This is a genomic window from Nocardia sp. NPDC003979 (assembly GCF_053605015.1).
Genome location: NZ_JBSGIJ010000003.1, coordinates 348,877 through 371,168, shown reverse-complemented (window position 1 = coordinate 371,168; position 22,292 = coordinate 348,877). Strand labels below are relative to the sequence as shown.

At 67.8% G+C, this 22,292-nt stretch carries 21 protein-coding genes; 10 read left to right on the top strand and 11 right to left on the bottom strand.

Annotation, left to right across the window (positions count from 1 at the left end):
• Positions 1–3 precede the first annotated feature (3 nt).
• From aceA to metE, 3 genes are all read left to right on the top strand, one after another.
• Entirely contained in the window at positions 4–1,293 is a 1,290-nt protein-coding gene (aceA, locus tag ACWEVR_RS08530) for an isocitrate lyase (protein ID WP_067484780.1), read from the top strand.
• Positions 1,294–1,537: 244 nt separating this feature from the next.
• Entirely contained in the window at positions 1,538–2,398 is an 861-nt protein-coding gene (locus ACWEVR_RS08525) for a 3-hydroxybutyryl-CoA dehydrogenase (protein WP_452466366.1), read from the top strand.
• Between the two features lie 302 nt (positions 2,399–2,700).
• Positions 2,701–5,025 carry a 5-methyltetrahydropteroyltriglutamate--homocysteine S-methyltransferase gene (gene metE, locus ACWEVR_RS08520; RefSeq protein WP_452466365.1) on the top strand — a complete coding sequence of 775 codons (2,325 nt, stop codon included), beginning with the start codon at positions 2,701–2,703 and terminating at the stop codon, positions 5,023–5,025.
• Between the two features lie 53 nt (positions 5,026–5,078).
• Here the strand turns inward: metE and ACWEVR_RS08515 are convergent, their stop codons facing one another.
• Genes ACWEVR_RS08515 through ACWEVR_RS08505 form a run of 3 tightly spaced genes read right to left on the bottom strand, consistent with a single transcriptional unit; the run spans position 5,079 to position 8,108 of the window.
• Positions 5,079–5,810 carry a ZIP family metal transporter gene (locus ACWEVR_RS08515; protein WP_378666952.1) on the bottom strand — a complete coding sequence of 244 codons (732 nt, stop codon included), beginning with the start codon at positions 5,808–5,810 and terminating at the stop codon, positions 5,079–5,081.
• Between the two features lie 9 nt (positions 5,811–5,819).
• Positions 5,820–7,019, bottom strand: coding sequence for an AI-2E family transporter (locus tag ACWEVR_RS08510; protein ID WP_452466364.1), 1,200 nt, complete (start codon positions 7,017–7,019; stop codon positions 5,820–5,822).
• Positions 7,020–7,055: 36 nt separating this feature from the next.
• Positions 7,056–8,108, bottom strand: a complete 1,053-nt coding sequence (locus tag ACWEVR_RS08505) for an NAD(P)-dependent alcohol dehydrogenase (protein WP_452466363.1) — start codon at positions 8,106–8,108, stop codon at positions 7,056–7,058.
• 118 nt (positions 8,109–8,226) lie between these two features.
• On the opposite strand from ACWEVR_RS08505, the gene ACWEVR_RS08500 reads away from it, so the two are divergent.
• Positions 8,227–9,306 (top strand): S1C family serine protease, encoded by a 1,080-nt coding sequence (locus ACWEVR_RS08500; RefSeq protein ID WP_452466362.1) that lies wholly within the window; start codon positions 8,227–8,229, stop codon positions 9,304–9,306.
• Here ACWEVR_RS08500 and ACWEVR_RS08495 read toward each other — a convergent pair.
• The 8 genes from ACWEVR_RS08495 to ACWEVR_RS08460 all read right to left on the bottom strand — a co-directional run bounded on the left by ACWEVR_RS08495 (position 9,303) and on the right by ACWEVR_RS08460 (position 17,178).
• Positions 9,303–9,869, bottom strand: coding sequence for a vitamin K epoxide reductase family protein (locus ACWEVR_RS08495; protein WP_452466361.1), 567 nt, complete (start codon positions 9,867–9,869; stop codon positions 9,303–9,305). The two genes, ACWEVR_RS08500 and ACWEVR_RS08495, sit on opposite strands and share 4 nt — an antisense overlap.
• Positions 9,866–10,630: a DsbA family protein gene (locus tag ACWEVR_RS08490; RefSeq protein ID WP_452466360.1), complete on the bottom strand. Its 765-nt coding sequence runs from the start codon at positions 10,628–10,630 to the stop codon at positions 9,866–9,868. Before ACWEVR_RS08490 ends, ACWEVR_RS08495 begins: the two co-directional genes overlap by 4 nt.
• Positions 10,631–10,706: 76 nt before the next feature.
• Entirely contained in the window at positions 10,707–11,552 is an 846-nt protein-coding gene (locus tag ACWEVR_RS08485) for a polyphosphate kinase 2 family protein (RefSeq protein WP_452466359.1), read from the bottom strand.
• Between the two features lie 15 nt (positions 11,553–11,567).
• A complete protein-coding gene (locus ACWEVR_RS08480; RefSeq protein WP_452466358.1) occupies positions 11,568–12,998 on the bottom strand; it encodes an alanine/glycine:cation symporter family protein in 1,431 nt (476 codons plus the stop codon).
• 36 nt (positions 12,999–13,034) lie between these two features.
• The gene (locus ACWEVR_RS08475; protein WP_452466357.1) at positions 13,035–13,667 is read right to left on the bottom strand and encodes a class I SAM-dependent methyltransferase; all 633 of its coding nucleotides are present in this window, start codon (positions 13,665–13,667) and stop codon (positions 13,035–13,037) included.
• Positions 13,664–14,923, bottom strand: coding sequence for a saccharopine dehydrogenase family protein (locus tag ACWEVR_RS08470; RefSeq protein WP_452466356.1), 1,260 nt, complete (start codon positions 14,921–14,923; stop codon positions 13,664–13,666). Before ACWEVR_RS08470 ends, ACWEVR_RS08475 begins: the two co-directional genes overlap by 4 nt.
• Positions 14,920–16,338, bottom strand: a complete 1,419-nt coding sequence (locus tag ACWEVR_RS08465; protein ID WP_452466355.1) for an ABC1 kinase family protein — start codon at positions 16,336–16,338, stop codon at positions 14,920–14,922. The genes ACWEVR_RS08470 and ACWEVR_RS08465 overlap by 4 nt, the downstream gene beginning before the upstream one ends.
• A gap of 159 nt (positions 16,339–16,497) precedes the next feature.
• On the bottom strand, positions 16,498–17,178 hold the full coding sequence (locus ACWEVR_RS08460) for a TetR/AcrR family transcriptional regulator (RefSeq protein WP_084475774.1): 681 nt from the start codon (positions 17,176–17,178) through the stop codon (positions 16,498–16,500).
• 199 nt (positions 17,179–17,377) lie between these two features.
• Between ACWEVR_RS08460 and ACWEVR_RS08455 the strand changes: the two genes are divergently transcribed.
• The 6 genes from ACWEVR_RS08455 (at position 17,378) to purU (ending at position 22,290) form a co-directional block, all read left to right on the top strand.
• The gene (locus ACWEVR_RS08455) at positions 17,378–18,706 is read left to right on the top strand and encodes a DUF445 domain-containing protein (protein ID WP_174550353.1); all 1,329 of its coding nucleotides are present in this window, start codon (positions 17,378–17,380) and stop codon (positions 18,704–18,706) included.
• Between the two features lie 93 nt (positions 18,707–18,799).
• Positions 18,800–19,246 carry a helix-turn-helix domain-containing protein gene (locus ACWEVR_RS08450; RefSeq protein ID WP_067641944.1) on the top strand — a complete coding sequence of 149 codons (447 nt, stop codon included), beginning with the start codon at positions 18,800–18,802 and terminating at the stop codon, positions 19,244–19,246.
• Complete coding sequence (locus ACWEVR_RS08445; protein ID WP_067641943.1) at positions 19,246–19,887, top strand: heparin-binding hemagglutinin; 642 nt, start codon at positions 19,246–19,248, stop codon at positions 19,885–19,887. Before ACWEVR_RS08450 ends, ACWEVR_RS08445 begins: the two co-directional genes overlap by 1 nt.
• 93 nt (positions 19,888–19,980) lie before the next feature.
• Positions 19,981–20,253, top strand: coding sequence for a DUF2516 family protein (locus ACWEVR_RS08440; protein ID WP_067485839.1), 273 nt, complete (start codon positions 19,981–19,983; stop codon positions 20,251–20,253).
• A 73-nt stretch (positions 20,254–20,326) separates the two neighbouring features.
• Complete coding sequence (locus tag ACWEVR_RS08435; protein WP_067642106.1) at positions 20,327–21,379, top strand: alpha/beta fold hydrolase; 1,053 nt, start codon at positions 20,327–20,329, stop codon at positions 21,377–21,379.
• A 20-nt stretch (positions 21,380–21,399) separates the two neighbouring features.
• A complete protein-coding gene (gene purU / locus ACWEVR_RS08430; RefSeq protein WP_357150220.1) occupies positions 21,400–22,290 on the top strand; it encodes a formyltetrahydrofolate deformylase in 891 nt (296 codons plus the stop codon).
• Positions 22,291–22,292: the final 2 nt, after the last annotated feature.

The following is a 22,292-nucleotide window of genomic DNA, read 5'->3' as shown; positions in this document are numbered from 1 at the left end:
GAGATGTCGACTGCCGGCACCCCGAAGACCGCTGCGGAAATCCAGCAGGATTGGGACACCAACCCGCGCTGGAAGGGCATTACCCGCAACTACACCGCCGAGCAGGTTTCCAAGCTGCAGGGCACTGTCGTCGAGGAGCACACCCTCGCGCGTCGTGGTTCGGAGATCCTGTGGGACCTCGTGAACAACGAGGACTACATCAACTCCCTCGGCGCCCTCACCGGCAACCAGGCCGTGCAGCAGGTTCGCGCCGGCCTGAAGGCCATCTACCTGTCGGGTTGGCAGGTCGCCGGTGACGCGAACCTGTCCGGCCACACCTACCCCGACCAGTCGCTGTACCCGGCGAACTCGGTCCCCTCGGTGGTCCGTCGCATCAACAACGCGCTGCTGCGCGCCGACGAGATCGCCAAGGTCGAGGGTGACACCTCGGTCAAGAACTGGCTGGCCCCGATCGTCGCCGACGCCGAGGCCGGCTTCGGTGGCGCCCTGAACGCCTACGAGCTGCAGAAGGCCATGATCGCGGCCGGCGCCGCGGGCGTGCACTGGGAAGACCAGCTCGCCTCGGAGAAGAAGTGTGGCCACCTCGGTGGCAAGGTGCTGATCCCGACCCAGCAGCACATCCGCACCCTGACCTCGGCCCGTCTGGCCGCCGACGTCGCCGACGTGCCTTCGGTGATCATCGCCCGCACCGACGCCGAGGCCGCCACCCTCATCACCTCCGATGTGGACGAGCGCGACCGTGAGTTCCTGGACGGCACCCGTACCGCCGAGGGCTTCTTCGGTGTGAAGAACGGCATCGAGCCCTGCATCGCGCGTGCCAAGGCCTACGCCCCCTACGCCGACCTCATCTGGATGGAGACCGGCGTGCCGGACCTCGAGGTCGCGCGCAAGTTCGCCGAGTCGGTTCGCAGCGAGTTCCCGGACCAGCTGCTGGCCTACAACTGCTCGCCTTCGTTCAACTGGAAGGCGCACCTGGACGACGCGACCATCGCGAAGTTCCAGCGTGAGCTCGGCGCGATGGGCTTCAAGTTCCAGTTCATCACCCTGGCCGGCTTCCACTCGCTCAACTACGGCATGTTCGACCTGGCGCACGGCTACGCTCGCGAGGGCATGACCGCGTTCGTCGACCTGCAGGAGCGCGAGTTCAAGGCCGCCGCCGAGCGTGGCTTCACCGCCATCAAGCACCAGCGTGAGGTCGGTGCCGGCTACTTCGACACCATCGCCACCACCGTTGACCCCAACACCTCGACCGCGGCCCTCAAGGGCTCGACCGAAGAGGGTCAGTTCCACTGAGTTGCTTTGACTAGCAACGGATTTCCTCTACACCAGTAGGGGTGTACGCCCTCCCCTGCCGATCAGCCCCGGCAGGGGAGGGCATCCCTATATCGTGGGGCCCAAACCATAGTTTCGGTTTCGGCCCGTCCCCGGCTCTGGACTGACCGGAGGGTGCGACGAAGGAGCGCCCGCAGGGAGGGAAGAGCCGGGGTTTAGGGCCGAAACCTGCGGCGCCAGCCGCCAATAGACACAGGAGTGGGACGTGAGCGACAAGATTCAGCGCGTCGGCATCATCGGCGCCGGACAGATGGGCGCGGGTATCGCGGAAGTGTGCGCACGCGCGCACGTCGACGTCCTCGTCTACGAAACCACCCGTGAACTGGCCGCCGCCGGTCGTGCGCGCATCCTGCGCTCGCTCGATCGTGGCGTCAGCAGCGGCAAGATCACCGAGCGCGAGCGCGAGCAGGCCGCCTGGCGGCTGCGCTTCACCTCCGACCTCAGTGACTTCGCCGACCGTCAGCTGGTCGTCGAGGCCGTTGTCGAGAACGAAGAGGTCAAGACGGCCATCTTCAGCGAGCTGGACAAGGTCGTCACCGACCCCGACGCCGTGCTCGCCTCCAACACCTCCTCCATCCCGATCATGAAGATCGCCGTCGCCACCGCCAATCCCGAGCGCGTGGTCGGTCTGCACTTCTTCAACCCGGTGCCGGTGCTGCCGCTGGTGGAGCTGGTCACGACGCTCAAGACCAGCGAGCCGGTCGCTCGGCGGGCCGAGGCGTTCGCCGCCGACATCCTGGGCAAGCAGGTCGTCCGGTCGGCCGACCGCTCCGGGTTCGTCGTCAACGCACTGCTGGTGCCGTACCTGCTCTCGGCCATCCGCATGGTCGAGTCGGGGTTCGCCACCAAGGAAGACGTCGACAAGGCCATGGTGCTCGGCTGTGCCCACCCGATGGGCCCGCTGGCGCTGACCGACCTTGTCGGGCTCGACACGGTGAAGTCGATCGCGGACTCGATGTACGCCGAGTTCAAGGAGCCGCTGTACTCCGCGCCGCCGCTGCTCATGCGCATGGTGGAAGCAGGTTTGCTCGGTAAGAAGACCGGCGCCGGTTTCTACCAGTACTGAGATATCTGAGCGCTGGCGCGCTCGAGTTCGCGGCCCCTTGGGTCCCGTCGATCAGGCACCGTTGCTTGCTCCTTCGTCGCCTACGCAACGGCGCCTGATCGACGGGACGGCCGCGAACCGCCGCTTCGCGGCGGACCCTCCTCGAGGTCGGGTCGTGCGGGGCTGAGTGATCGGCTGATCGTCAGCGCCTAAGCTGCATGGAGCCGGGTCCGCTTGCCGGGGTCGGAGAAGTATCGCGAGCTCAGCGTTGCTCGGTGGATCCTCGTCGGTCCCGGGCAGGTGATGGAAGGGATGTCCCGTTCATGGTCAACGTCACCGATGGATTCGGGTCGAGCGTTCTCGGATATCCGCGGATCGGTCCGCACCGGGAACTCAAGCGCGCGCTGGAGTCGTACTGGCGTGGGTCGCTCGAGCGGGAGGAACTGCTCGCGGTAGGCCGGGACATCCAGGAGCGTCAGTTCGACGAGCTGGCCGCCACCGGGCTCACCCAGGTGCCGGGCAACACCTTCTCCTTCTACGACCACATCCTCGACAACGCGCTGCTGTTCGGTGCGGTGCCGTCGCGGTTCAAGCCGCATCAGGAGGGCCTGCACCCGCTGGACTTCTACTTCCTGATGGCGCGCGGTAACCCGGATCTGCCGCCGCTGGAGCTGGTGCGCTTCTTCGGCACCAACTACCACTACCGGCAGCCCGAACTCGACGCCGACTCCACGTTCTCGCTGCACCCCGAGGCCCTGCTCGACGAGTGGGACCGGGCGATGGCGCGCGGGATCGAACTGCGCCCGGTGGTGCTCGGGCCGGTGTCGTTGCTGCTGCTGTCCAAGGCCGGCCAGGTGCCCGGCGAAGCGGAGTTCGACACGCTGAGCCTGCTCGACAAGCTGCTGCCGTTCTACGAGGAACTGTTCGAGCTGCTCGCCAAGCGCGGGTCGACCTGTGTGCAGCTCGACGAACCCTGCTTCACGGGGGAGCAGTCCGACGCGGCGCTCGCGGCGTTCGAGAAGACGTATCAGCGGTTGTCGAAGGCGCCACTGCGCCCGCGCATCCTGGTCACCGGCCAGTACGGCGACTTCGGTGAGGCGCTGCGAATCCTGGCGGCCAGCAATGTGGAGGCCATCGGGCTGGACCTGGCGTCCTACCGGATGACGCCCGAGGAGCTCGCCGAGATCCCCGGCATCCGCCGCAAGCGGATCTACGCCGGCGTCATCAGCGGCACCAATGTGTGGCGCGCCGATCGTTACGTGACGCTGAACTACCTGAACTCCATCGCCGAGGTGTGCCCCGATCTGGTGGTGTCGACCGGCACCACGCTGCTGCACGTGCCCTACGACGTGCTCGCCGAATACGACATCGAGGGCAATGTCGCCGACCGGCTCGCCTTCGCGAAACAGAAGGTGGGCGAGGTCGTCTCGCTGGCGAAGGCCCTCACCGAGGGCCCGTCGGAGAAGTGGCGCAAGCGGCCCACCTCGGTGCACTTCAAGCAGAAGCACGCCGTGCGGCAGCGGGTGTACGCGATCACGCCGGACATGCGCGAACGGGTGCCCTATGCCGAGCGGGCCGCGGCCCAGCAGGAACGACTGAACCTGCCCTTGGTCCCGGCCACCACGCTCGGGTCGTTCCCGCAGAGCGGCCGGTTGCGGCAGGCGCGTCACGAAGTCGCCGCGGGCCGGTTGTCCGAGCAGGACTACCGCAAGCAGGTCGAAGCCGAGATCGAGGCGACGATCCGGTTGCAGGAGGACATCGGTCTCGACGTGTTCGTGCACGGTGAGCACGAACGCAACGACATGATCCAGTTCTTCGCCGAACAGCTCGACGGCATGGCGACCACCCGCTTCGGTTGGGTGCAGGTCTACGGCTCGCGCTGCGTGCGGCCGCCGATCATCTACGGCGACGTGGCCCGGCCCGCGCCGATGTCGGTGGACTGGACCACCTACGCCCAGTCGCTCACCGACAAGCCCGTGAAGGGCATGGTCACCGGTCCGGTCACCATGCTCGCGCGCTCGTTCGTCCGCCAGGATCAGCCGCTCTACGAGACGGCCGACCAGGTGGCGCTGGCGATCCGCGACGAGGTGGTGGATCTGGAGAAGGCGGGCATCGCCATCATCCAGGTCGACGAACCCGCCATCCGTGAACTGCTGCCCGCGCGTCCACAGGGCCGCGAGGAGTACCTGCGCTGGGCGGTCGGCGCCTTCAAACTCGCCACCTCCGGCGTGCGGCCCGACACCCAGATCCACACCCACATCGGCTATTCCGGCCGCACCGAGGTGGTGGACGCGATCGAACAACTCGACGCCGACGTCACCGCGATCGTCGCGACCCGCTCGATCGAATGGGTCATGCAGGCCCTCACCGAGGACGCCGCCACCGGCCACGGCCTCAGCCACGGCGTCGGCCCCGGCGTCTACGAAAGTCGCTCGGCCCGCATCCCCGACATCGACGAACTCGACGAACTCCTCACCCAGGCCGCCAAAGCGGTTACCCCACAACGGTTGTGGGCCAACCCTGACGGTGGTCTGAAAACCCGCCACTACTGGCAGCTCGACCCGTCCCTTCGCAACATGGTCGCCGCGGCCCGTCGCGTCCGCCGCCGGGCCCTGGCCGCCCTCGCGGAAGAAGCCGTCGCGAAGTAGCGCCTGAACCGAAGGGGCACACCGAATCCGGTGTGCCCCTTCGTCATGTACCGCTAGTGGCTCAGTGCCGATACCACGAACATCGCGCCGACACCGAGGATGGTGAGGAAAAGGGTGAGGCGGGAGGGGTGTTCGGCGTGGGCTTCGGGGAGGATGTCGGCGGTGGCGAGGTAGAGGAGGAAGCCGGCGAAGTAGCCGAGGTAGAGGCCGATCCATTGTTCGGGGACGTGGATGAGGGTGCCGAGGATGGCGCCTACCACCGGGGCCAGGGCGTCGAGGGCAAGGAGGGTGATGGCGCGTTTGCGGGCGTGGCCGTAGAGGGTGGGGATGGTGAAGGTGTTGAAGCCGTCGGCGAAGTCGTGGCAGATGACCGCGATGGCAACCGACAGGCCGACGGTGGCGCCCGCCTGGTAGCCGATGCCGATGCCGAAACCGTCGAGGGTGCTGTGGAAGATCAGGCCCATCGCGGCGAGCAGGCCGACGGATTCGAAACCGTGGTGGTGCGAACCGAATTCGTCCTCGTGGCCGGTGTGGATGGCGACCGCGCGTTCGATGATGTGCAGGCTCATGAACCCGACAACCGCCGCGATCAGTGCCACCGGCACACCGAACGCCTCGTCGGGTGACTGCTCGAGTGCCTCGGGGATCAGGTCGAAGGCGACCAGGCCGAGCATCACCCCGGCCGCGAGACCGAGAACCAGGTGCTTGCGGTCGCCGATGCGCATGGCGACGAAACCACCGAACAGGGTGGACAGCATGGAGACCACAGACAACAGAATTGCCATGGTGCGGGCCTATTCGTCGACGGTTCGGTCGGGCTCGACGGATGTCTTCGTCCGGGACCTGGACAACCACCGGCGCTTCTGCTTCGGCGGTGGCCCGGCTTCCTCGGTCACCCGATACCGCCGGATGTAGGCCCCGGCGAAGCCTTGCAGCGTCGCCGTGACCGGGATCGCGAGCAGCGCACCGGTCGGGCCGAGCAGCGCCGCACCCGCGATCACCGCCCCGAACGCCACCGCCGGATGCATGTCGAGGGTGGTCGCGGTGATCCGTGGCTGCAGCACATAGTTCTCGAACTGCTGGTACGCCACGATGAACAGCAGAATCCACAGCGCGGTGATCGGGTCGTGCACCAGCGCGACCAGCACCGGAAGGGCACCGGCGAGATAGGTGCCGACGGTCGGGATGAACTGCGAGACCACACCCACCCACAGCGCCAGCGCGAACGCCGACGGCACATCGAACACCCGCAGCGCCACATAGTGCGCGATCGCCGAGCACAGCGCGAGCAGCGCGCGCGAGTAGATGTAGCCGCCGGTCTTCTCCACCGCGATATCCCAGGCGCGCAACACATGTTTCTGCTGACGCGGCGGGAGCAGCGAACACACCCAGGTCCGGAAGCGCGGCCCGTCGGCGGCGAAATAGAACGTGAACAGCAGCACCCCGAGCAGCTGGAACAGCGCACCGATCGCGACCGTGCCGATGCCCCAGACGTTTCCGGCCAGACCCACGAGGTAGCCCTCGATGGTCGAGCTCCACTCGGTGGCGTATTTGGTGAGGTCGGCGCCGGACAGGTTCTGATCGAAGGTGCGGTTGATCCAGTCGACCAGGTCCTGGATGTAGCCGGGTGCGTCCTGCACGAGCATGGTGACCTGGTCGATGAGCAGGGCGCCGAGCGTCCCGAAGAACGCGACCATCACCACCAGTATGACGAGGAACACCGCACCGGTGCCCGCGCCGCGCGGAATGCCGTGCCGGGCAAGCCAATTCACCGCCGGTTCGATGGCGAAGGCCAGGAACAGCGACACCAGCAGGATGGTCAGCAGGCCCTGCAGTTTGCCGAGCACCCAGAAGCCCGCGATCAGGATGACGAGAGCGAGGGCGGTGTAGAGCAGGGCGCGTGGGAACCAGCTGGGCGGGGTCCGCACCGTCCAGGTGATCGGCAGGGCGCCCACCGCGGTCGGTGTGTCCGGGCGCGTATCGTCGTCGGCCACGACGTCACGGTACCCGGCGGTGGGCGCCGGACCGGCCTAGATGGACGCGGTGTCGATCACGAAGCGGTACTGCACATCGCTGGCGACGACCCGGTCGTAGGCGGAATCGATGTCGTCGGCGGAGATGAGCTCGATCTCGGCGCCGATGCCGTGCGCGGCACAGAAATTCAGCATCTCCTGGGTCTGCGCGAGACCGCCGATCATCGAACCCGACAGGGAGCGGCGGAAGCCGGCCAGATTGCGGCCGGTGACGCTCATCGGCTTCTCGGGCAGGCCGAGGATCACCAGGGTGCCGTCGAGGGCGAGCAGCCGCAGGTAGTTGTCGATGGGCAGATCGGCCGAGACGGTGTTGATGATGAGGTCGAACTCGCCGCGCAGCCTGCGGAAGGTCTCCTTGTCGCTGGTGGCGTAGTAGTTGGTCGCTCCCATGCGCAGCCCGTCGTCGCGTTTGCGCAGCGACTGGCTCAGCACCGTCACCTCGGCGCCGAGCGCGGCGGCGATCTTCACCCCGACGTGCCCGAGCCCGCCCATGCCGATGATCGCGACCTTCTTGCCGGGGCCCGCGCCCCAGTGGCGTAACGGCGAGTACAGGGTGATACCCGCGCACAGCAGCGGTGCGGCGACGTCGAGTCCGATGCCCTCGGGAATGCCGACGACGAACTTCTCGTCGACGACGATGTGGGTGGAGTACCCGCCCATGGTGTAGCCGCCGGGCTGGACGTCCTCGGGGACGGGGTTGTTGTAGGTCCAGGTGGCGCCCTTGGCGCAGTACTGCTCCTCACCGGCGAGGCACGGAGCGCACTTGCCGCACGAATTCACCAGACAGCCCACCCCGACGCGGTCGCCCACCTGGTACTTGCGCACCGACGACCCGACCGCGCTGACGATGCCCGCGATCTCGTGCCCCGGCACACACGGATACCGCGCACCACCCCATTCGTTGCGGGCGGTGTGGATGTCGGAGTGGCAGATGCCCGCGAATTTGATGTCGATCGCGACATCGTCGGGTCCGAGCGCACGGCGTTCGATCGCGACCTTCTCGAAGGAACCGTCGGCGGACGGCAGGGCATAGGCGGCAGCAGTGCTCATGGGTATATGCCTACCGCTGCATACGAGGTTTGCCAACCGCCGCGTGCCGGATGTCGACCGGGCCGGGCCGGAGCCGGGTGACAATGGAAAGGGTCGGCCCGCGAGAGAGGACGTGCGCGTGCAACGTGGATCACGGGTGCTCATGGCGCTGGTCGTCGCGCTGCTCGCCCTCGGCGGTGTCCTCGGATACCGCGGTGAGCTGGGGTTCGAGCGGGCCGCGCCGCAGGAATTCGTCGCGGCGACGCCCGCGCCCGTGCCGCTGGATCCGGGCCTGGTCGCCGCGCAGGTGCAGCCCGCGCTGGTCAATATCTCGGTCGACGCGAGCCGGTTCGGAACCGCGGCCGCCGGGTCGGGCATCGTGCTCACCGGCGACGGGCAGATCCTCACCAGCCACCACGTCATCAAGGGTGCCGAGGACGTGTCGGTCACCGACGTGGGGACCGGGCTGCGCTACCCGGCCACCGTGCTCGGTTACGACTCGAGCGCCGACGTCGCCCTGCTGGCGCTGGCAGGCGCCGCCGGCTTACCGACCGCGCGGATCGGTTCCTCGGCCGGGCTGCGATTACGTCAGGATCTGCTCGCCATCGGCGACGCGGGCGGCGACGGTGGTGCGCAGACCTCGGTGGCCGGGCCGATCACCGACCTGGACGCCAGCATCGTCGCGATGAACTCCGCGGACCTGAGCCGCAAATCGTTGCGCGGGATGGTGGAGATCGCGGCACCGGTGGTGGGCGGGCAGTCCGGTGGGGCGCTGGCCGACGGCACGGGCGCGGTGGTCGGCGTCATCACCGCGGCCTCCGGTGATCGCGGCGCACAGGACCGGCAGCCCAAACCCGCGCACGGTTACGCGGTGCCCATCGACACGGCCATGCGGATCGTCGCCCAGATCCGCTCGGGCACGCCGACCGATACCGTGCACATCGGGCCGACCGCCACCCTCGGCGTGCAGATCGTCGACGCGAAACCGGCGGGCGCGCGGGTCGACTGGGCCTTCTTCGGGCAACCGGCCCGCGCCGCCGGGATCACCGACGGTGACGTGGTCACCGCCGTCGACGGCGAGTCGATCACCACCGCCAGGGCGCTGAGCGCGGCCATCGGCAGGCGCAAACCCGGTGATGTGGTCCGCCTCGACGTCACCGCGCCCGACGGCAGCATCCGCGTCGTCGACGTGGTGCTCGCCGAGGGCACGCCCAACTAGACCTTGCTCAGCCAGTAGTCCTGGAACTTCAGGAACATCAGCAGCAGCACCACGGCGTAGAACACGACCACGAGCGTCCAGCGCCACTCGGCCAGGATTCCCATCGGCCCGCGCGAGCCACCCCAGGTCTCCTGGGTGGCCACCGCGAACAGCACCGGCACCGCCACCCACACCACCATGCAGTACGGGCACAGCGCGTTGATGCGGTACAGGCTCTGGAAGATCAGCCAGCAGATCGCGGCGACGCCGAGGACCGTGCCGACCCAGAGCGAACCCCAGATCCAGCGCGGAAAACCGACGCCGACCACCGAGAGCACACCGAGGGTCACCACCACCGAGAACCCGACGATGCCGATGATCGGGTTCGGGAAGCCGAACACGGCGGCCTGCTGGGTCTGCATGATCGACCCGCACGACAGCACCGAGTCGAAATTGCACGAGGCCATGTAGGTGGGATCGGTGAACAGCTTGAACCGTTCGACGGTGAGCGTGCACGACGCCAGCCACCCGGCCAGCCCGGCGATCAGCAGCAGCCAGGCCGAGCGTGCCGACGCGGTGATCACTTGGCCGCGTCGGCGATCACGGACGCCAGGCCGTCTTCGGTGTAGACGGCGTTGCTCTCGATCAGCTCGCCGTCGACGAAGACCGACGGTGTGCCCTTGAGCCCGCTGGTCAGCAGGGTCTGGGTCGTCTTGGCGAGCGGGTCGGCCATGGCCTTGTCGTTGATGCAGGTGGCCACGGCCGGATCGGTGTACCCGGTCTCGTTCGCGATGGCCACGAGCTGCTCGTTGCTCAGGCCCGCGCCGCCCTCGGCGGGCTGACGGTGGAACATCAGCTGCAGCCAGTTCGGGAATTTGTTCGCGTCCGAGCGGGCCACGCAGTAGGCGGCGTTGCCCGCGCGCGAGGAGTACTGGTTCGTCGACGCCTTGTCGAGGAAGGAGATGATCTGGTACTCGACCGACGCGGTGCCCTCGGCCGCGGCCTTGGCCAGGGCGAGGCCGTTGGCGGTCTCGAACTGCTTGCAGGCCGGGCACTGCAGGTCGGCGACGACGCGCACCTTCACCTTGGCGTCGGGGTTGCCGATCAGCACGCTGCCGGACGGTGTGACGGTGCCGACGGTCGCGGGCAACGTCGGCAGTCCTTCGGCCCCCGTGGTACCGCTGCCGGTGCTGGTGTCGGAATCGGATCGGTTCATCGCGATACCGATCCCGATCGTCGCGACCAGCGCCACCAATACCGCGGCGACACCGACCTGGATCGCCAGCTTGCGCTTCTTGTCGGCGGCCTCCGCCGCCGCAAGCGGATTCTTGCTGCCCGTGCTCACCGTTGTCACACGCCTTTCGCTCGTCTGCTCCACGACATCATGCGGGCCGAACCTGAGAGTTTGTTCAAAGACAGGGTCAGGACTGATCGAGCAGGCGCAGCTGTTCGGCCACGTCGAAATTCGCGCCGGGCCAGTCCAGGTTCAGGCCGGTGAGCGCGTCGATCAGTAGTTCGGTGACAGCCAGCCGCGAATACCATTTCTGATCGGCGGGCAGCACGTACCACGGAGCGTAATCGGTATTCGTGCGATCGAGAACGGCCTGGTAGGCCTTCTGGTATTCGGGCCAGAAGGCGCGTTCGGTGATGTCGGCCGGGTTGAACTTCCAGTACTTGTCCGGCCGTTCCAGGCGGGCGCGCAGCCTGCGCTTCTGCTCGTCGAGGGAGACGAACATGGCGACCTTGACGATGGTCGTCCCGGAATCGGCGACCTCCTTCTCGAAGGCGTTGATCAGGTCGTAGCGCTGCTCCCATTCCGACTGCGGTACCAGGCCGTGCACCCGGACCACCAGCACGTCCTCGTAGTGGGAGCGGTCGAAGACGCCGAGCTGGCCGGCAGCGGGCAGGCGCTTGCGGATGCGCCACAGGAAGTCGTGCGCCCGCTCCTCCTCGGTCGGCACCCCGAAGGAGGCGTGGTCGACGCCCTGGGGGTCGACCGAACCGATCACGTGCCGCACGATGCCGCCCTTGCCGGCGGTGTCCATGCCCTGCAGGATCAGCAGCACCCGGCGGTTACCACCGGTGCGTCCGTGCGCGAACAGCTTCTCCTGCAACACCGACAGCACCGCGCCGCGTTCGGGCAGCATCGACTTGCCCAGCTGCTTGCCGCCGAGGAAACCGGGCGTCGCCGAGGTGTCGATATCGGCGACGCGCAGCCCGTCGGCGCGCAGGGCGGTGGTGACGGGCTCGGTCCACAATTTCGCCATCAGCCATGCCTACCACTAGTCGCGGCGCGTCTGCCAGCACGCCACCCCGGCGGGGTCGGCGATCTCGGCCCGGTGCACGTACACCGGGTCCTTGCCCGCGCGGCGCTGGGCGCGGTAGTCGGCGAGCAGCCGGAACGCCACCGCGCCGAGCGGCAGGATCGCGGTGAGGTTGACCAGGGCCATCACACCCATGAACACGTCGGCCAGGTTCCAGATCAGCGCCACCGAGCCGAGCGCGCCACCGAACACCGCGATCAGCACCAGCACCCGGAACACGGTGAGCAGGCGCGGATGATCGGTGATGAACTCGATATTGGCGCGGCCGTAGTAGAAGTTCCCGATCATCGAGCTGAACGCGAGCATGAACACCACCGCGGTGAGCACGTGCCCGGCCCAGCTGCCGAGGGTGGTGTGCAGCGCGGTCTGGGTGAGGTCGGCGCTGTGCCGCTCGGACAGATCCGGGTCACTGGTCAGGATGATGAACGCGGTGATGGAGCAGACGAGCAGCGTGTCGAAGTAGACGCCGAGCGACTGCACGAGACCCTGCTTCACCGGATGCGAGACATCCGCTGCCGCAGCGGCATTCGGGGAGGAGCCGAGACCGGCCTCGTTGGAGAACATACCGCGCCGGATGCCCTGGGTGATGGCCATGCCGATACCGCCGCCGACCACCTCCCGCAATCCGAACGCCCCGCCGACGATATCGGCGACCACCCGTGGCAGGTCGTCGAGATTCAGCGCGACCACGGCGATGCCGAGCAGCAGATACACCATGGCCATCACCGGGACGAGCACCTCGGTGATGCGGCTGATGCGGCGCACCCCACCGAAGATCACCAGGCCGAGCAGCCCGACCAGCGCGAGCCCGACCATCGGCGCGAACCAGTCGCCGTCGATCGCCGCGAGCGAGGCGCGACTGGTGGCGACGATGGTGTTGGCCTGCACGGCGTTGAAGACGAAACCGAAGGTCACCGTGATGACCACCGCGAAGATCAGGCCCTGCCAGCGGCGGCCGAGACCGTGCTGCATGTAGTAGGCCGGGCCGCCACGGAATGTGCCGGGTTCGTGTTCGGGTCGCTTGTAGAGCTGGGCGAGCGTGGATTCCACGAATGCCGAGGCGGCACCGAGGGTGGCCATCGCCCACATCCAGAACACCGCCCCCGGCCCGCCGACGCTGATGGCGGTCGCGACGCCCGCGATATTGCCGGTGCCGACCCGCGCCGCCGCCGAGATGCTGAACGCGCCGAAAGCCGACACCGACCGCTTGCCGTCCGCGGCGGGGGTGCCCTTCTCGGCGACCACCCGGAACATCTCCGGCAGGAACCGCAACTGCACGATGCCGGTGCGCGCGGTGAAGTACACCCCGGCCACGATCACCAGCGGGATCAGCAACCAGTTCCAGAACACGTTGTTGATGTCGACGATCACCGAATTCAGCGTGTCCATGCCCGGCAGGCTACCGCCGGGCTACCGCGTGTCGGCTCAGGCGGGGCGGGTCGCCTCGACGTATTGCATGAAACGGTGCACGCGCTGGGTGATTTCGGTGAGCCCGGAGGTGGCGAACAAGGTCGGGAAGGTGTCGCGGTCGAACAGGCGAAGACCGCTCACGCCCGCGGCCAGGGTGCTCGCCTTGCCGAAGAGGTTGTCGTCGCGATAACTGGTGGTGATGGCGATGCGACCGCCTGGCGCGAGAACGCGGATCATCTCGCGGGCGGCGGCGATCGGGTCGGGGATCAGGTACAGGGCACCGAAACAGCAGACGGCGTCGAAGGTTTCGTCGGCGAAGGGCAGGGTGCGGGCGTCGCCGCGCACGTAGCCGACGCGCGGGCCCGCGTTGTCGGCGGCGGCGCGCGCCAGCATCGGCGCGGAGTAGTCGAGACCGGTCACGAAACCGTCGCCGCTGAGGTGTTCGCTCAGGTAACGCGTGAAATTGCCGGGGCCGCAAGCCAGATCGAGCACCTTCTCGGGGCCGCTCAGGCGCAGCGAGCGCACCGCGTCGCGACGGTCGTCGCCCGTGGTGCGGCCGCTGGCCAGGTAGAACAGGGTGGGACGCCAGGCGTGCTCGTAGATCGCCGCGAGCGCGGGCGCGTTCATGGCTTTGCGGGCCAGGTTCACTGCCGTGCGACCTCGATGGTCATGCCCGCCGCGCGCAGCCGCTCGGTGAGCGACTCGCCCATGGCGGACGCGGGGGTGAGAATGCCCGCGCGCTCGGGCAATTCGTCGAACGCCAGGCACAGACCGCTCTGGCCGAGCAGCACAGCGGTGGCCTGGTAGCCGGGGTCGCCGGTGCCGGAGAACGTCGCCTGGTACTTGGCGCCGGAACTGGTGCGGGCGAAGGTCTTCATGGTGAACCAGCCGCTGCGGCGGGCCTTTTCGTCCGGGCCGGTGCCGGGCTTGGGCAGGATCCGGTCGAGCAGTTTGCGGCCGAGCGACACCCGCGACAGCACCGCGCCCGAGGTCATCCCGGCCACGATGCCGCCCGCGATACCCGCCGCGACCAGCGGTGCGGTGGCCGAGGTGCCCGCGTTCATCACCTCGCGGTAGCGGAACTGCTTGCCGTAGGGCCAGCCGAGCAGGCCGTTGCTGCGGCGGACCACCTTGGTGTTGTGCGAGGCCATGATGAACGTGGTGACCCAGCCGTGCAGGCTCGGGTCGATGCTGTCGGCGCGGGCGAGGGCCTGGTCGGTCTGCCTGCCGACATCGGGATCCATACTGCGATCGGGGCTCAGCGAGTACGGGTGCGCCAGGATCTTCGCACGTCCGGAATCGGCGGCGATGTCCTCCATCATGGCGCGCCCGGAGTCGATGGTTCCGCCACTCATCCCACCCTTGAGGTAGGCGACGAGAGTGGTGTCCTCCAGCTCGCCGGTGTTGTCGGCGACGGAGGCGCGGTAGATCTCGTACACGCTCAGGTCCGACGGAATCGAGTCGTAGCCACAGGAATTCACGATCTTGGCGCCCGAGTCGACGGCGGTCTGCTCGAACTGCTCGATCGCGTCGTGGATGAACAGCGGTTCACCGGTGAGGTCGGCGTAATGGGTGCCCGCCGCGGCGCACGCGCCGAGCAGCGGCAGACCGTAGCGCAGGTACGGGCCGACCGTGGTGACCACGACCTTGGTGCGTTCGGCCATCCCCGCGAGCGACGCCGCGTCGGTCGAATCGGCAACCACCAGGTCCCACGAAGCGGCGGCGGGGCCGAGCTCCTCGCGCACGGCGGCGAGCTTGTCGCGCGAACGGCCCGCCAGCGCGATCTTCGCGGTGGCGGGGGCGGCGGTGAGCAGGTACTCGGCGGTGAGTTTGCCGACGAAGCCCGTGGCGCCGAACAGGATCAGGTCGAACTCGCGGTCTTGCGGCACGGAGGAGCCTTTCATCGGGTGGTTGCCTTGCGGGGGCGCGTCTTCTTCACCGGTTTCGGTGGGTGGGTGCGCAGCCAATCATGATGGGCGATGCCGAGTTCGGTGACCGGCGGCTCGTCGTAGAGCCATTCGCGGGCGATCGAATGCCAGTTGTTGGTCGCGTCGAGCTGGCCGAGCATGCCGAAGGTGAGGAAGTCGGCGCGGCGGGAGAACAGGTGCTCGGGCGGCAGATTCTGCTGCTTCATCCCGGTGAACTCGCTGGCCCTCGGGTCGACGGCGAGCAGGAACGCGCCGCTGGCCAGCTCCGGGGTGATGGTGAGGACCTCGTCGACAAGACACCACTCGGAGGCGGCGAGCACGTATTCGAGACACTCCTCGGCGCCGATCTCGTCGGGCGAGTCGATCACGCCGCGATCGATCATCAACTGGCGCAGGTCTTCCGAACGTTCCTCGGCGGCCGCGCGCAGGCACAGTTTCTCGAAGTGCACCAGTTTCGGGTCCATCCGGTTGAACAGGCCGAAATCGAGGAACGCCACCCGGCCGTCGGGGGCGAGCAGCACATTGCCCGGATGCGGGTCGCCGCAGAACTCGTTGAACGTGAACAGCGAACCCACGTAGAAGCGGTAGACGATCTCGCCGATCCGGTCGCGCTCGGCGTCGGGCAGCGTGCGCATCTCGTCGAAACCGGTGCCCTCGACGAACTCGCTCACCAGCACCCGGGTGGTCGACAACTCGGGCACGGCCGACGGAACGAAGATGAACGGGTGGTCGCGGTAGAGGTGCGCGATCTCGCTCTGCGTCGCCGCCTCGGCCCGGTAGTCGAGTTCGGCCTCCATGTTGAGCTTCAGCTCGTCGAGCACGGCCGGGGTGATCCACGGCATGGCCGAGGCGAGCACCCGGCGGAACATGGTGAGGTTCTTCAGATCGGCGCGGACCGCCACGTCGACGCCGGGGTACTGCACCTTCACCGCCACTCGCCTGCCGTCGGCGAGGGTGGCGCGATACACCTGGCCGATCGAGGCGGCGGCGATCGGCTCGGGGTCGAACTCGGCGAACACGTCCTCGAGCGGGCGGCCGTAGTCCTGCTCGATCACCGCGCGCATGTTCTCGAACGACACCGTCGGTGCCGCGTTGCGCAGGACGGCCAGACGCTGCTGGAAGCGATCGCGGTGGTCTTCGGGGACCAGGTCCAGATCCAGCACCGACATCATCTGGCCCAACTTCATGGCCACGCCCTTCATGGTGCCGAGCACCATGACCACCTGCTCGGTGGTGCGGATCATCGACTCCTCGGCCATCTTCGCGCGCACGGCCTCGGACCTGCCGCGCATCGACAACCGGGTCTTCTTGGAACGGATGACCGAACTCGCCGCCACCGCCCCCAGCTTCGTGCCACGGGCAAGCCGGGATGTCGGCACGTTCTTCGCCATCGAGGTACCTCCGTTGGTGCCGACGTGCACGCTGCCCGAACGCCTGACGGCGCACGGCAACCTCGCGGTGACACATGCCACAGCGCCCCGCTCGGTTCAGCGTAACCAACCGCGCGGCGATGTCGAGCCCGGGACGGCGATGTTTGGTATCAGCGCTGGTCAGGACTCCGGAAGCGGGGGTAGAACGTGTGTCTGTTCGGTGAAGACAGCAGGCGAGCCACCCGCGCGAGCGATGCCCTCGATCGCGCTCCAGGCCATCATCGTGAGGTAGTCGATGACGTCCTGGCGCGGCATCGCCTTGTCGGTGGTGGTCCACCAGTGGGTGGCCAGCTGGATGCCGCCGACCAGCACGTAGGACCACAGCATCGCACCGTCGGTGCGGATGCCCTTGGCCCCGGCCCGGTCGATGAGTACGGCGGTGACCACTTCGGCGAACAGGCGCTCGAACTCGGCGAGCGAGGCATTGTCGCCACTGCCGTTGTGCATGATGAACCGGTAGACCTCGGGGTCGTCGTCGACGGTCCCCACGTATTCGGTCATGGCGGCGCGCACCAGCTGGTACTCGTCGGCATCGAGGCTGATGGCTCCGTACACGCGCGGCAGCAGCGTGGTCTCGATGAAGCGCTGCATGGTGGCGTGCACCAGGTCGTTCTTGTCGGCGAAGTACCGGTACAGCACGGTCTTGGACACGCCGATCTCGGCGGCGATCTCGTCCATACCCGCCTGCGCGCCGCGGACGCGGATGGCGTTGAGGGTGCCGTCGACGAGCTCCTCGCGCCGGTCGATCTTGTGCTGGCGCCACCGCCTCTTGCGGCCGTCGACGGGACCCGCGCCGCGCACGGCGGAACCCCGACCGGTCTGCTCGCCGATCTCGACAAGGTCTTCGGTGGACAGGACAGCCCCCTTGCGATCGATGTGGCGTCTCTCGCGATACAGCTTAGGCCTGTCGATGTGGGGCAGCGCTCGTTTAGGCCACGTTGGGGGATTTACCACAGGCCGGCGTCGGCGCGGCGGCATTTCGCACAGCAGAATGGGGGCCATGGAGAAAGCTCCCGGCAACACGGCGGTGCTCACGCCGCGCACCGCACCGGCGCAGCCCGCCGGGTTCGCGGATCTGACCGACGAGGCGGGCAAACGACGCGACCTGTTCAAGATGAAGGCTCTCGCCACCGGCTTCCTGCTGGTGGCGACAGTGATCTATCTGCTGTGCCGCTGGCTCGAGTCGCGCGGTGGCGGCGGCGCGTGGGTCGGTTATGTGCGCGCGGCCTCGGAGGCGGGCATGGTCGGCGCGCTGGCCGACTGGTTCGCGGTGACGGCATTGTTCAAGCACCCGCTCGGCTTGCCCATCCCGCATACCGCGATCATCCGCAAGAAGAAGGACCAGCTCGGCGAGAGCCTCGGCGCGTTCGTCGGCACCAATTTCCTCGCTCCCGATGTGGTGTCGGCCCGGCTCGACGCGGCCCAGATCTCGCTGCGGGTCGGGCGGTGGATGGCCACACCGGCCAACGCGGCGCGGGTGGCGCAGGAGAGTTCGACCATCCTGACCGCCGTGGTCGGCGTGCTGCGCGACGAGGACGTCGAGCAGATCATCGACAACACCATCGTCAAACGCATCGCCGAACCGCAGTGGGGTCCGCCGCTGGGCCGGGTGCTCTCGGAGCTGATCGCCGACAACCGGCAGCTGCCGCTCATCGATCTGCTCGCCGAGCGGGCGCACCAGTGGGCGCTCGGTTCGCAGGAGACGATCGACCGGATCGTGCTGCGCGACGCGCCGCAATGGGCGCCGAAATTCGTCAACACATTGTTGTCGGAGCGGATCTACCGGGAATTGGTGGAATTCACCTGGAAGGTGCGTTCGGACCCCGAACACGAACTGCGTCTGGCCGCCACCCGATTCCTGCAGGATTTCGCCGACGACCTGCAACACGACGAGGCCATGATCGCCAAGGCGGAAAAGGTGAAGGCCGAGATCATGGGCCGCGAACAGATCACTGGAATGGCGGAGGCCACCTGGCGTGCGGCCAAGCGATTGATTCTCGAGTCGGCGAACGACCCCGATTCCACGTTGCGACGCAAAGTGGCGGAGAATGTGCAACAGCTGGGTGAACAGTTGCGTGACGATCCGGCGATGCGTGGCAAGGTCGATGGGTGGATCGACCGGGGGGCGCGCTATCTGGTGGGTAACTACGCCGCCGAGATCTCGACCCTGGTGACGGATACGGTCGCCCGCTGGGACGCCGACGAGGCGAGCCGGAAGATCGAATTGCAGGTGGGCCGGGACCTGCAATTCATCAGGATCAACGGCACTGTCGTCGGATCGCTGGCCGGCCTGGCGATCTACACGATCTCGCAGCTGCTGTTCCACTGATTCCGGGCGTTCGCCCGGCGGCTGCTAACTGTAGTGCTTGCAAGAGCTAGCACCCTGACCTAGTATTGACCGTACAACGCCAGAAGGTGAGTGATGGCAGACCAGCCCGAGAACCGAGTCGTCCATGCGGCTCAAGATATCGGAGGGTTCATCAGGTCCCAGCGCGAAGCAGCGCAGGTGTCCCTGCGTCAACTCGCCGCCCTGGCGGGGGTGAGTAATCCGTACCTGAGCCAGATCGAACGCGGATTACGTAACCCCTCCGCCGAAGTACTCGCGCAGATCGCCAAGGCACTGCGGGTTTCTTCGGAGGTGTTGTATGTGCGGGCCGGATATTTGGAACAGCGCCCGCACAGCCCGGTCCGGGACGCCCTGCTGGCCGACACTTCGGTGACCGAACGGCAGAAACAGGTGTTGCTGGAAATCTATGAGTCGTTTCGCCGGGAAAACGGGGAAGAAACCGGCTCAGGGGGGAACGAACGGGACAGCGACGTTTCGTTCACGACAATTGACACTCCGCCACACCAGGAGAGCGAAGACTGATGACCGAGAAGACCGCTACCGTGACCAAGCCGCTGTTCGCCACCGTCGGCGCCGGTGACGCCATCTACACCGCCGTGAACGAGGTTGTCGCCGACGTCCGCGAGCGCGTCGCCACCACCGATGCCAAGGCCCGTGTCGAAGAGGCCCGCGAGCGCATCGCCAACGTGCCCGCCGACGTGCAGGCCCAGTTCGACACCATCCGTGAGCGCCTCGCCGGCCTGCCCTCGGAGCTGCCCGAGGACCTCGCCGAGCTGCGCGAGAAGTTCACCCCCGAGGAGCTGCGCAAGCTGGCCGAGCAGTACTACCGCCAGGCTCTCGACATCTACGCCGACCTCGCCGTGCGCGGTGAGGAGACCGTCGAGCGGCTGCGCGCCAACGAGGCCGTCGACGAGCAGATCGGTCGCGTCGAGTCCCTGTACAAGGATGCCTCCGCCCGCGCCGAGGAAGCTCTCGCCAAGGTCACCGACCTGCTGGGCCGTGGCAAGGAAGAGGCGCAGGCCGCTGCCGCCGAGGCCGCCGCTGTGGTCGAGGCCGAGGTCGTCGCCGTGACCGACGAGGCCGCCCCGGCCAAGGCTCCGGCCGCCAAGAAGGCGCCGGCCAAGAAGGCCCCCGCGAAGAAGGCCGCACCCAAGAAGGTGTAACCCTCACCGCCGACAGCGGCCCCGCGCACCCCTGGTGTGCGGGGCCGCTGTTCGTATGATGGGGGAGTGAATGTGGTGCATGGAGTGACGGGGATGATTTTGCTGGTCCTGTGGCTGGCAGCCTTCGGTGCGACGGTGTTCGCGCTGATCCATGCCGTGCGTCAGCGGCCGGACGCGTTTACGGCCGTCGACAAGATGACCAAGCCGATCTGGCTGGCGATCCTGGCGGGTGCGCTGGTGTTCCTGCTGCTGGGGATCAGCGGGTTCGGCATGCTCACCTCGTTCATCGCGATCATCGCGACCGGTGTGTATCTGGCCGATGTGCGGCCGAAAGTCGACGAGGTGCAGCGCGGGCCGCGCTGGTAAATCGTCGCCGGACCCTCGCGGTCGAGCGCTCCCGGTGTTACTGTTTCTATGAGTAACACAAAGGAGTGTGTCGATGCGCGCAATGCTGCCCGCGACCGTGAACGACCTGGTCGATACCGTGACCACCAGGATCAAGGCCGGACTTGCCGCCCACCGGGCCGATCTGCGGACCCGGACCCACGGCGTGGCGGCCTTCGATCCGCCGAGCGTCCCGCACGAGGTGATCCCCGTGGTCACCGCCGACGGCGCCCGCCTGCGCGTGCACGCCTACGGCCCGGTCGACGCACCCGTCATCGTGTTCGCCCACGGCTGGACCTGTTCCATCGAGTACTGGAACGCCCAGATCAACGCCTTCGCCGGCGAGTACCGCGTGATCGCCTACGACCAGCGCGGCCACGGTGAGAGCACCAACGGCTACGCGCGCCCCAGCACCGACCTGCTCGCCGACGACCTGTGCGACGTGCTCGACGCGGCCCTGCTGCCCGGCCAGCGCGCGGTGCTCGTCGGCCACAGCATGGGCGGGATGACGCTCATCGCCTGGGCGGGCCGCTACCCCGAACGAGTCGCCGAGCAGGCCGCCGCCGTGCTGCTCACCAACACCGGCGCGCACTCGCTCGTCGAGGTGTCGACCATGGTTCCCGGCCTGAACAAGCCGCTGCGGTTGCTGCGCGGCCGGGCCCTGCCCTCGCCCGACTGGCTCGGCAAGCTCATCCTCGGCACCCCGGTGGTGTTCCCGCCGATCGCGCCGGTGCGCTGGATCTTCGCCCGCCAGGTGATGACCCTGGACACCACGCCGGAGAAACTGAGCTACGCCCTGTCGGTGGTACGTGGTTGCCCGATGATGACCCGCTCGCGCTACGGCCTGCTGTTGGCCGCGCTGCACCTGGGCGACGCCGCGACCAACTTCACCGTGCCGACCACCGTGCTCGCCGGCGACCGCGACGACATGACCCCGGCCATTCACGCCGAACGGCTCGCCGAACTGCTGAGCAAGGCGGGCACGCTGGCGAAGTTCGCGGTGCTGCCCACCGGCCACCTGGGCAATGTGGAGCGCTACGACCTGTTCAACCGTGAGCTGCGCGAGGTACTCGCCGCCGTCCGCGAGCCCGCACGCGCCTCTGCCTGAGGGCCTGCGAGGATGAGGGGATGAGTTCTGCCCCTGTGACCTCGGACGACCGTCGGTTCGTGTTGACGCTCGGCTGCCCCGACCGGCCCGGCATCATCGCCGCGATCTCCTCGTTCATCGCCGATTTCGGCGGGTCGATCGTGGAGGCCGGCTATCACTCCGACGGTGACATCGGCTGGTTCTTCACCCGGCAGGCGGTGAAGGCCTCGACGGTGCCGTTCGGCATCGACGAGCTGCGCACCCGGTTCGCGCGGGTGGCCGCGGAGTTCGGTCCCGAGACCGACTGGCAGCTGCACGACACCGGTGCCCGCCGCCGGGTGGTGCTGCTGGTGAGCAAGGACGGGCACTGCCTGCACGACCTGCTCGGTCGCGCGGGGGCCGGTGAGCTGCCCGCCACCATCGAGGCCGTCATCGGTAACCACCCCGACCTGGCCGCGATGACCGAGGCGCACGGGGTGAAGTTCCATCACGTGCCGTTCCCGAAAGACCCCGCCGAGCGCGGACCGGCGTTCGAGCAGGTGCGCGAACTGGTCGACGTGCACGACCCGCACGCGGTGGTCCTCGCCCGGTTCATGCAGGTGTTGCCCGCCTCGCTGTGCGAGCACTGGGCGGGCCGGGCGATCAACATCCACCACAGCTTCCTGCCGTCGTTCGTCGGCGCCCGCCCCTACCACCAGGCCTACGACCGTGGCGTGAAGCTGATCGGGGCGACCTGTCACTACGTGACCGCCGAGCTGGACGCGGGCCCGATCATCGAGCAGGACGTGATCCGCGTGGATCACGCCGACGATGTGCCCGACATGGTCCGCCAGGGTCGCGATATCGAGCGGGTGGTGCTCGCCCGGGGCCTGCGCTGGCATCTCGAGGGCCGGGTGCTGGTGCACGGTCGGCGCACCGTGGTGTTCGAGTAGGC

Bases quoted from the DNA above. Each gene is read 5' to 3' on its own strand.
- aceA (WP_067484780.1), top strand. From the start codon at position 4: ATGTCGACTGCCGGCACCCCGAAGACCGCTGCGGAAATCCAGCAGGAT.
- metE (WP_452466365.1), top strand. From the start codon at position 2,701: ATGGTCAACGTCACCGATGGATTCGGGTCGAGCGTTCTCGGATATCCG.
- ACWEVR_RS08515 (WP_378666952.1), bottom strand. From the start codon at position 5,810: ATGGCAATTCTGTTGTCTGTGGTCTCCATGCTGTCCACCCTGTTCGGT.
- ACWEVR_RS08505 (WP_452466363.1), bottom strand. From the start codon at position 8,108: ATGAGCACTGCTGCCGCCTATGCCCTGCCGTCCGCCGACGGTTCCTTC.
- ACWEVR_RS08485 (WP_452466359.1), bottom strand. From the start codon at position 11,552: ATGGCGAAATTGTGGACCGAGCCCGTCACCACCGCCCTGCGCGCCGAC.
- ACWEVR_RS08480 (WP_452466358.1), bottom strand. From the start codon at position 12,998: ATGGACACGCTGAATTCGGTGATCGTCGACATCAACAACGTGTTCTGG.
- ACWEVR_RS08470 (WP_452466356.1), bottom strand. From the start codon at position 14,923: ATGAAAGGCTCCTCCGTGCCGCAAGACCGCGAGTTCGACCTGATCCTG.
- ACWEVR_RS08465 (WP_452466355.1), bottom strand. From the start codon at position 16,338: ATGGCGAAGAACGTGCCGACATCCCGGCTTGCCCGTGGCACGAAGCTG.
- ACWEVR_RS08455 (WP_174550353.1), top strand. From the start codon at position 17,378: ATGGAGAAAGCTCCCGGCAACACGGCGGTGCTCACGCCGCGCACCGCA.
- ACWEVR_RS08450 (WP_067641944.1), top strand. From the start codon at position 18,800: ATGGCAGACCAGCCCGAGAACCGAGTCGTCCATGCGGCTCAAGATATC.
- ACWEVR_RS08445 (WP_067641943.1), top strand. From the start codon at position 19,246: ATGACCGAGAAGACCGCTACCGTGACCAAGCCGCTGTTCGCCACCGTC.
- ACWEVR_RS08440 (WP_067485839.1), top strand. From the start codon at position 19,981: ATGATTTTGCTGGTCCTGTGGCTGGCAGCCTTCGGTGCGACGGTGTTC.
- ACWEVR_RS08435 (WP_067642106.1), top strand. From the start codon at position 20,327: ATGCGCGCAATGCTGCCCGCGACCGTGAACGACCTGGTCGATACCGTG.
- purU (WP_357150220.1), top strand. From the start codon at position 21,400: ATGAGTTCTGCCCCTGTGACCTCGGACGACCGTCGGTTCGTGTTGACG.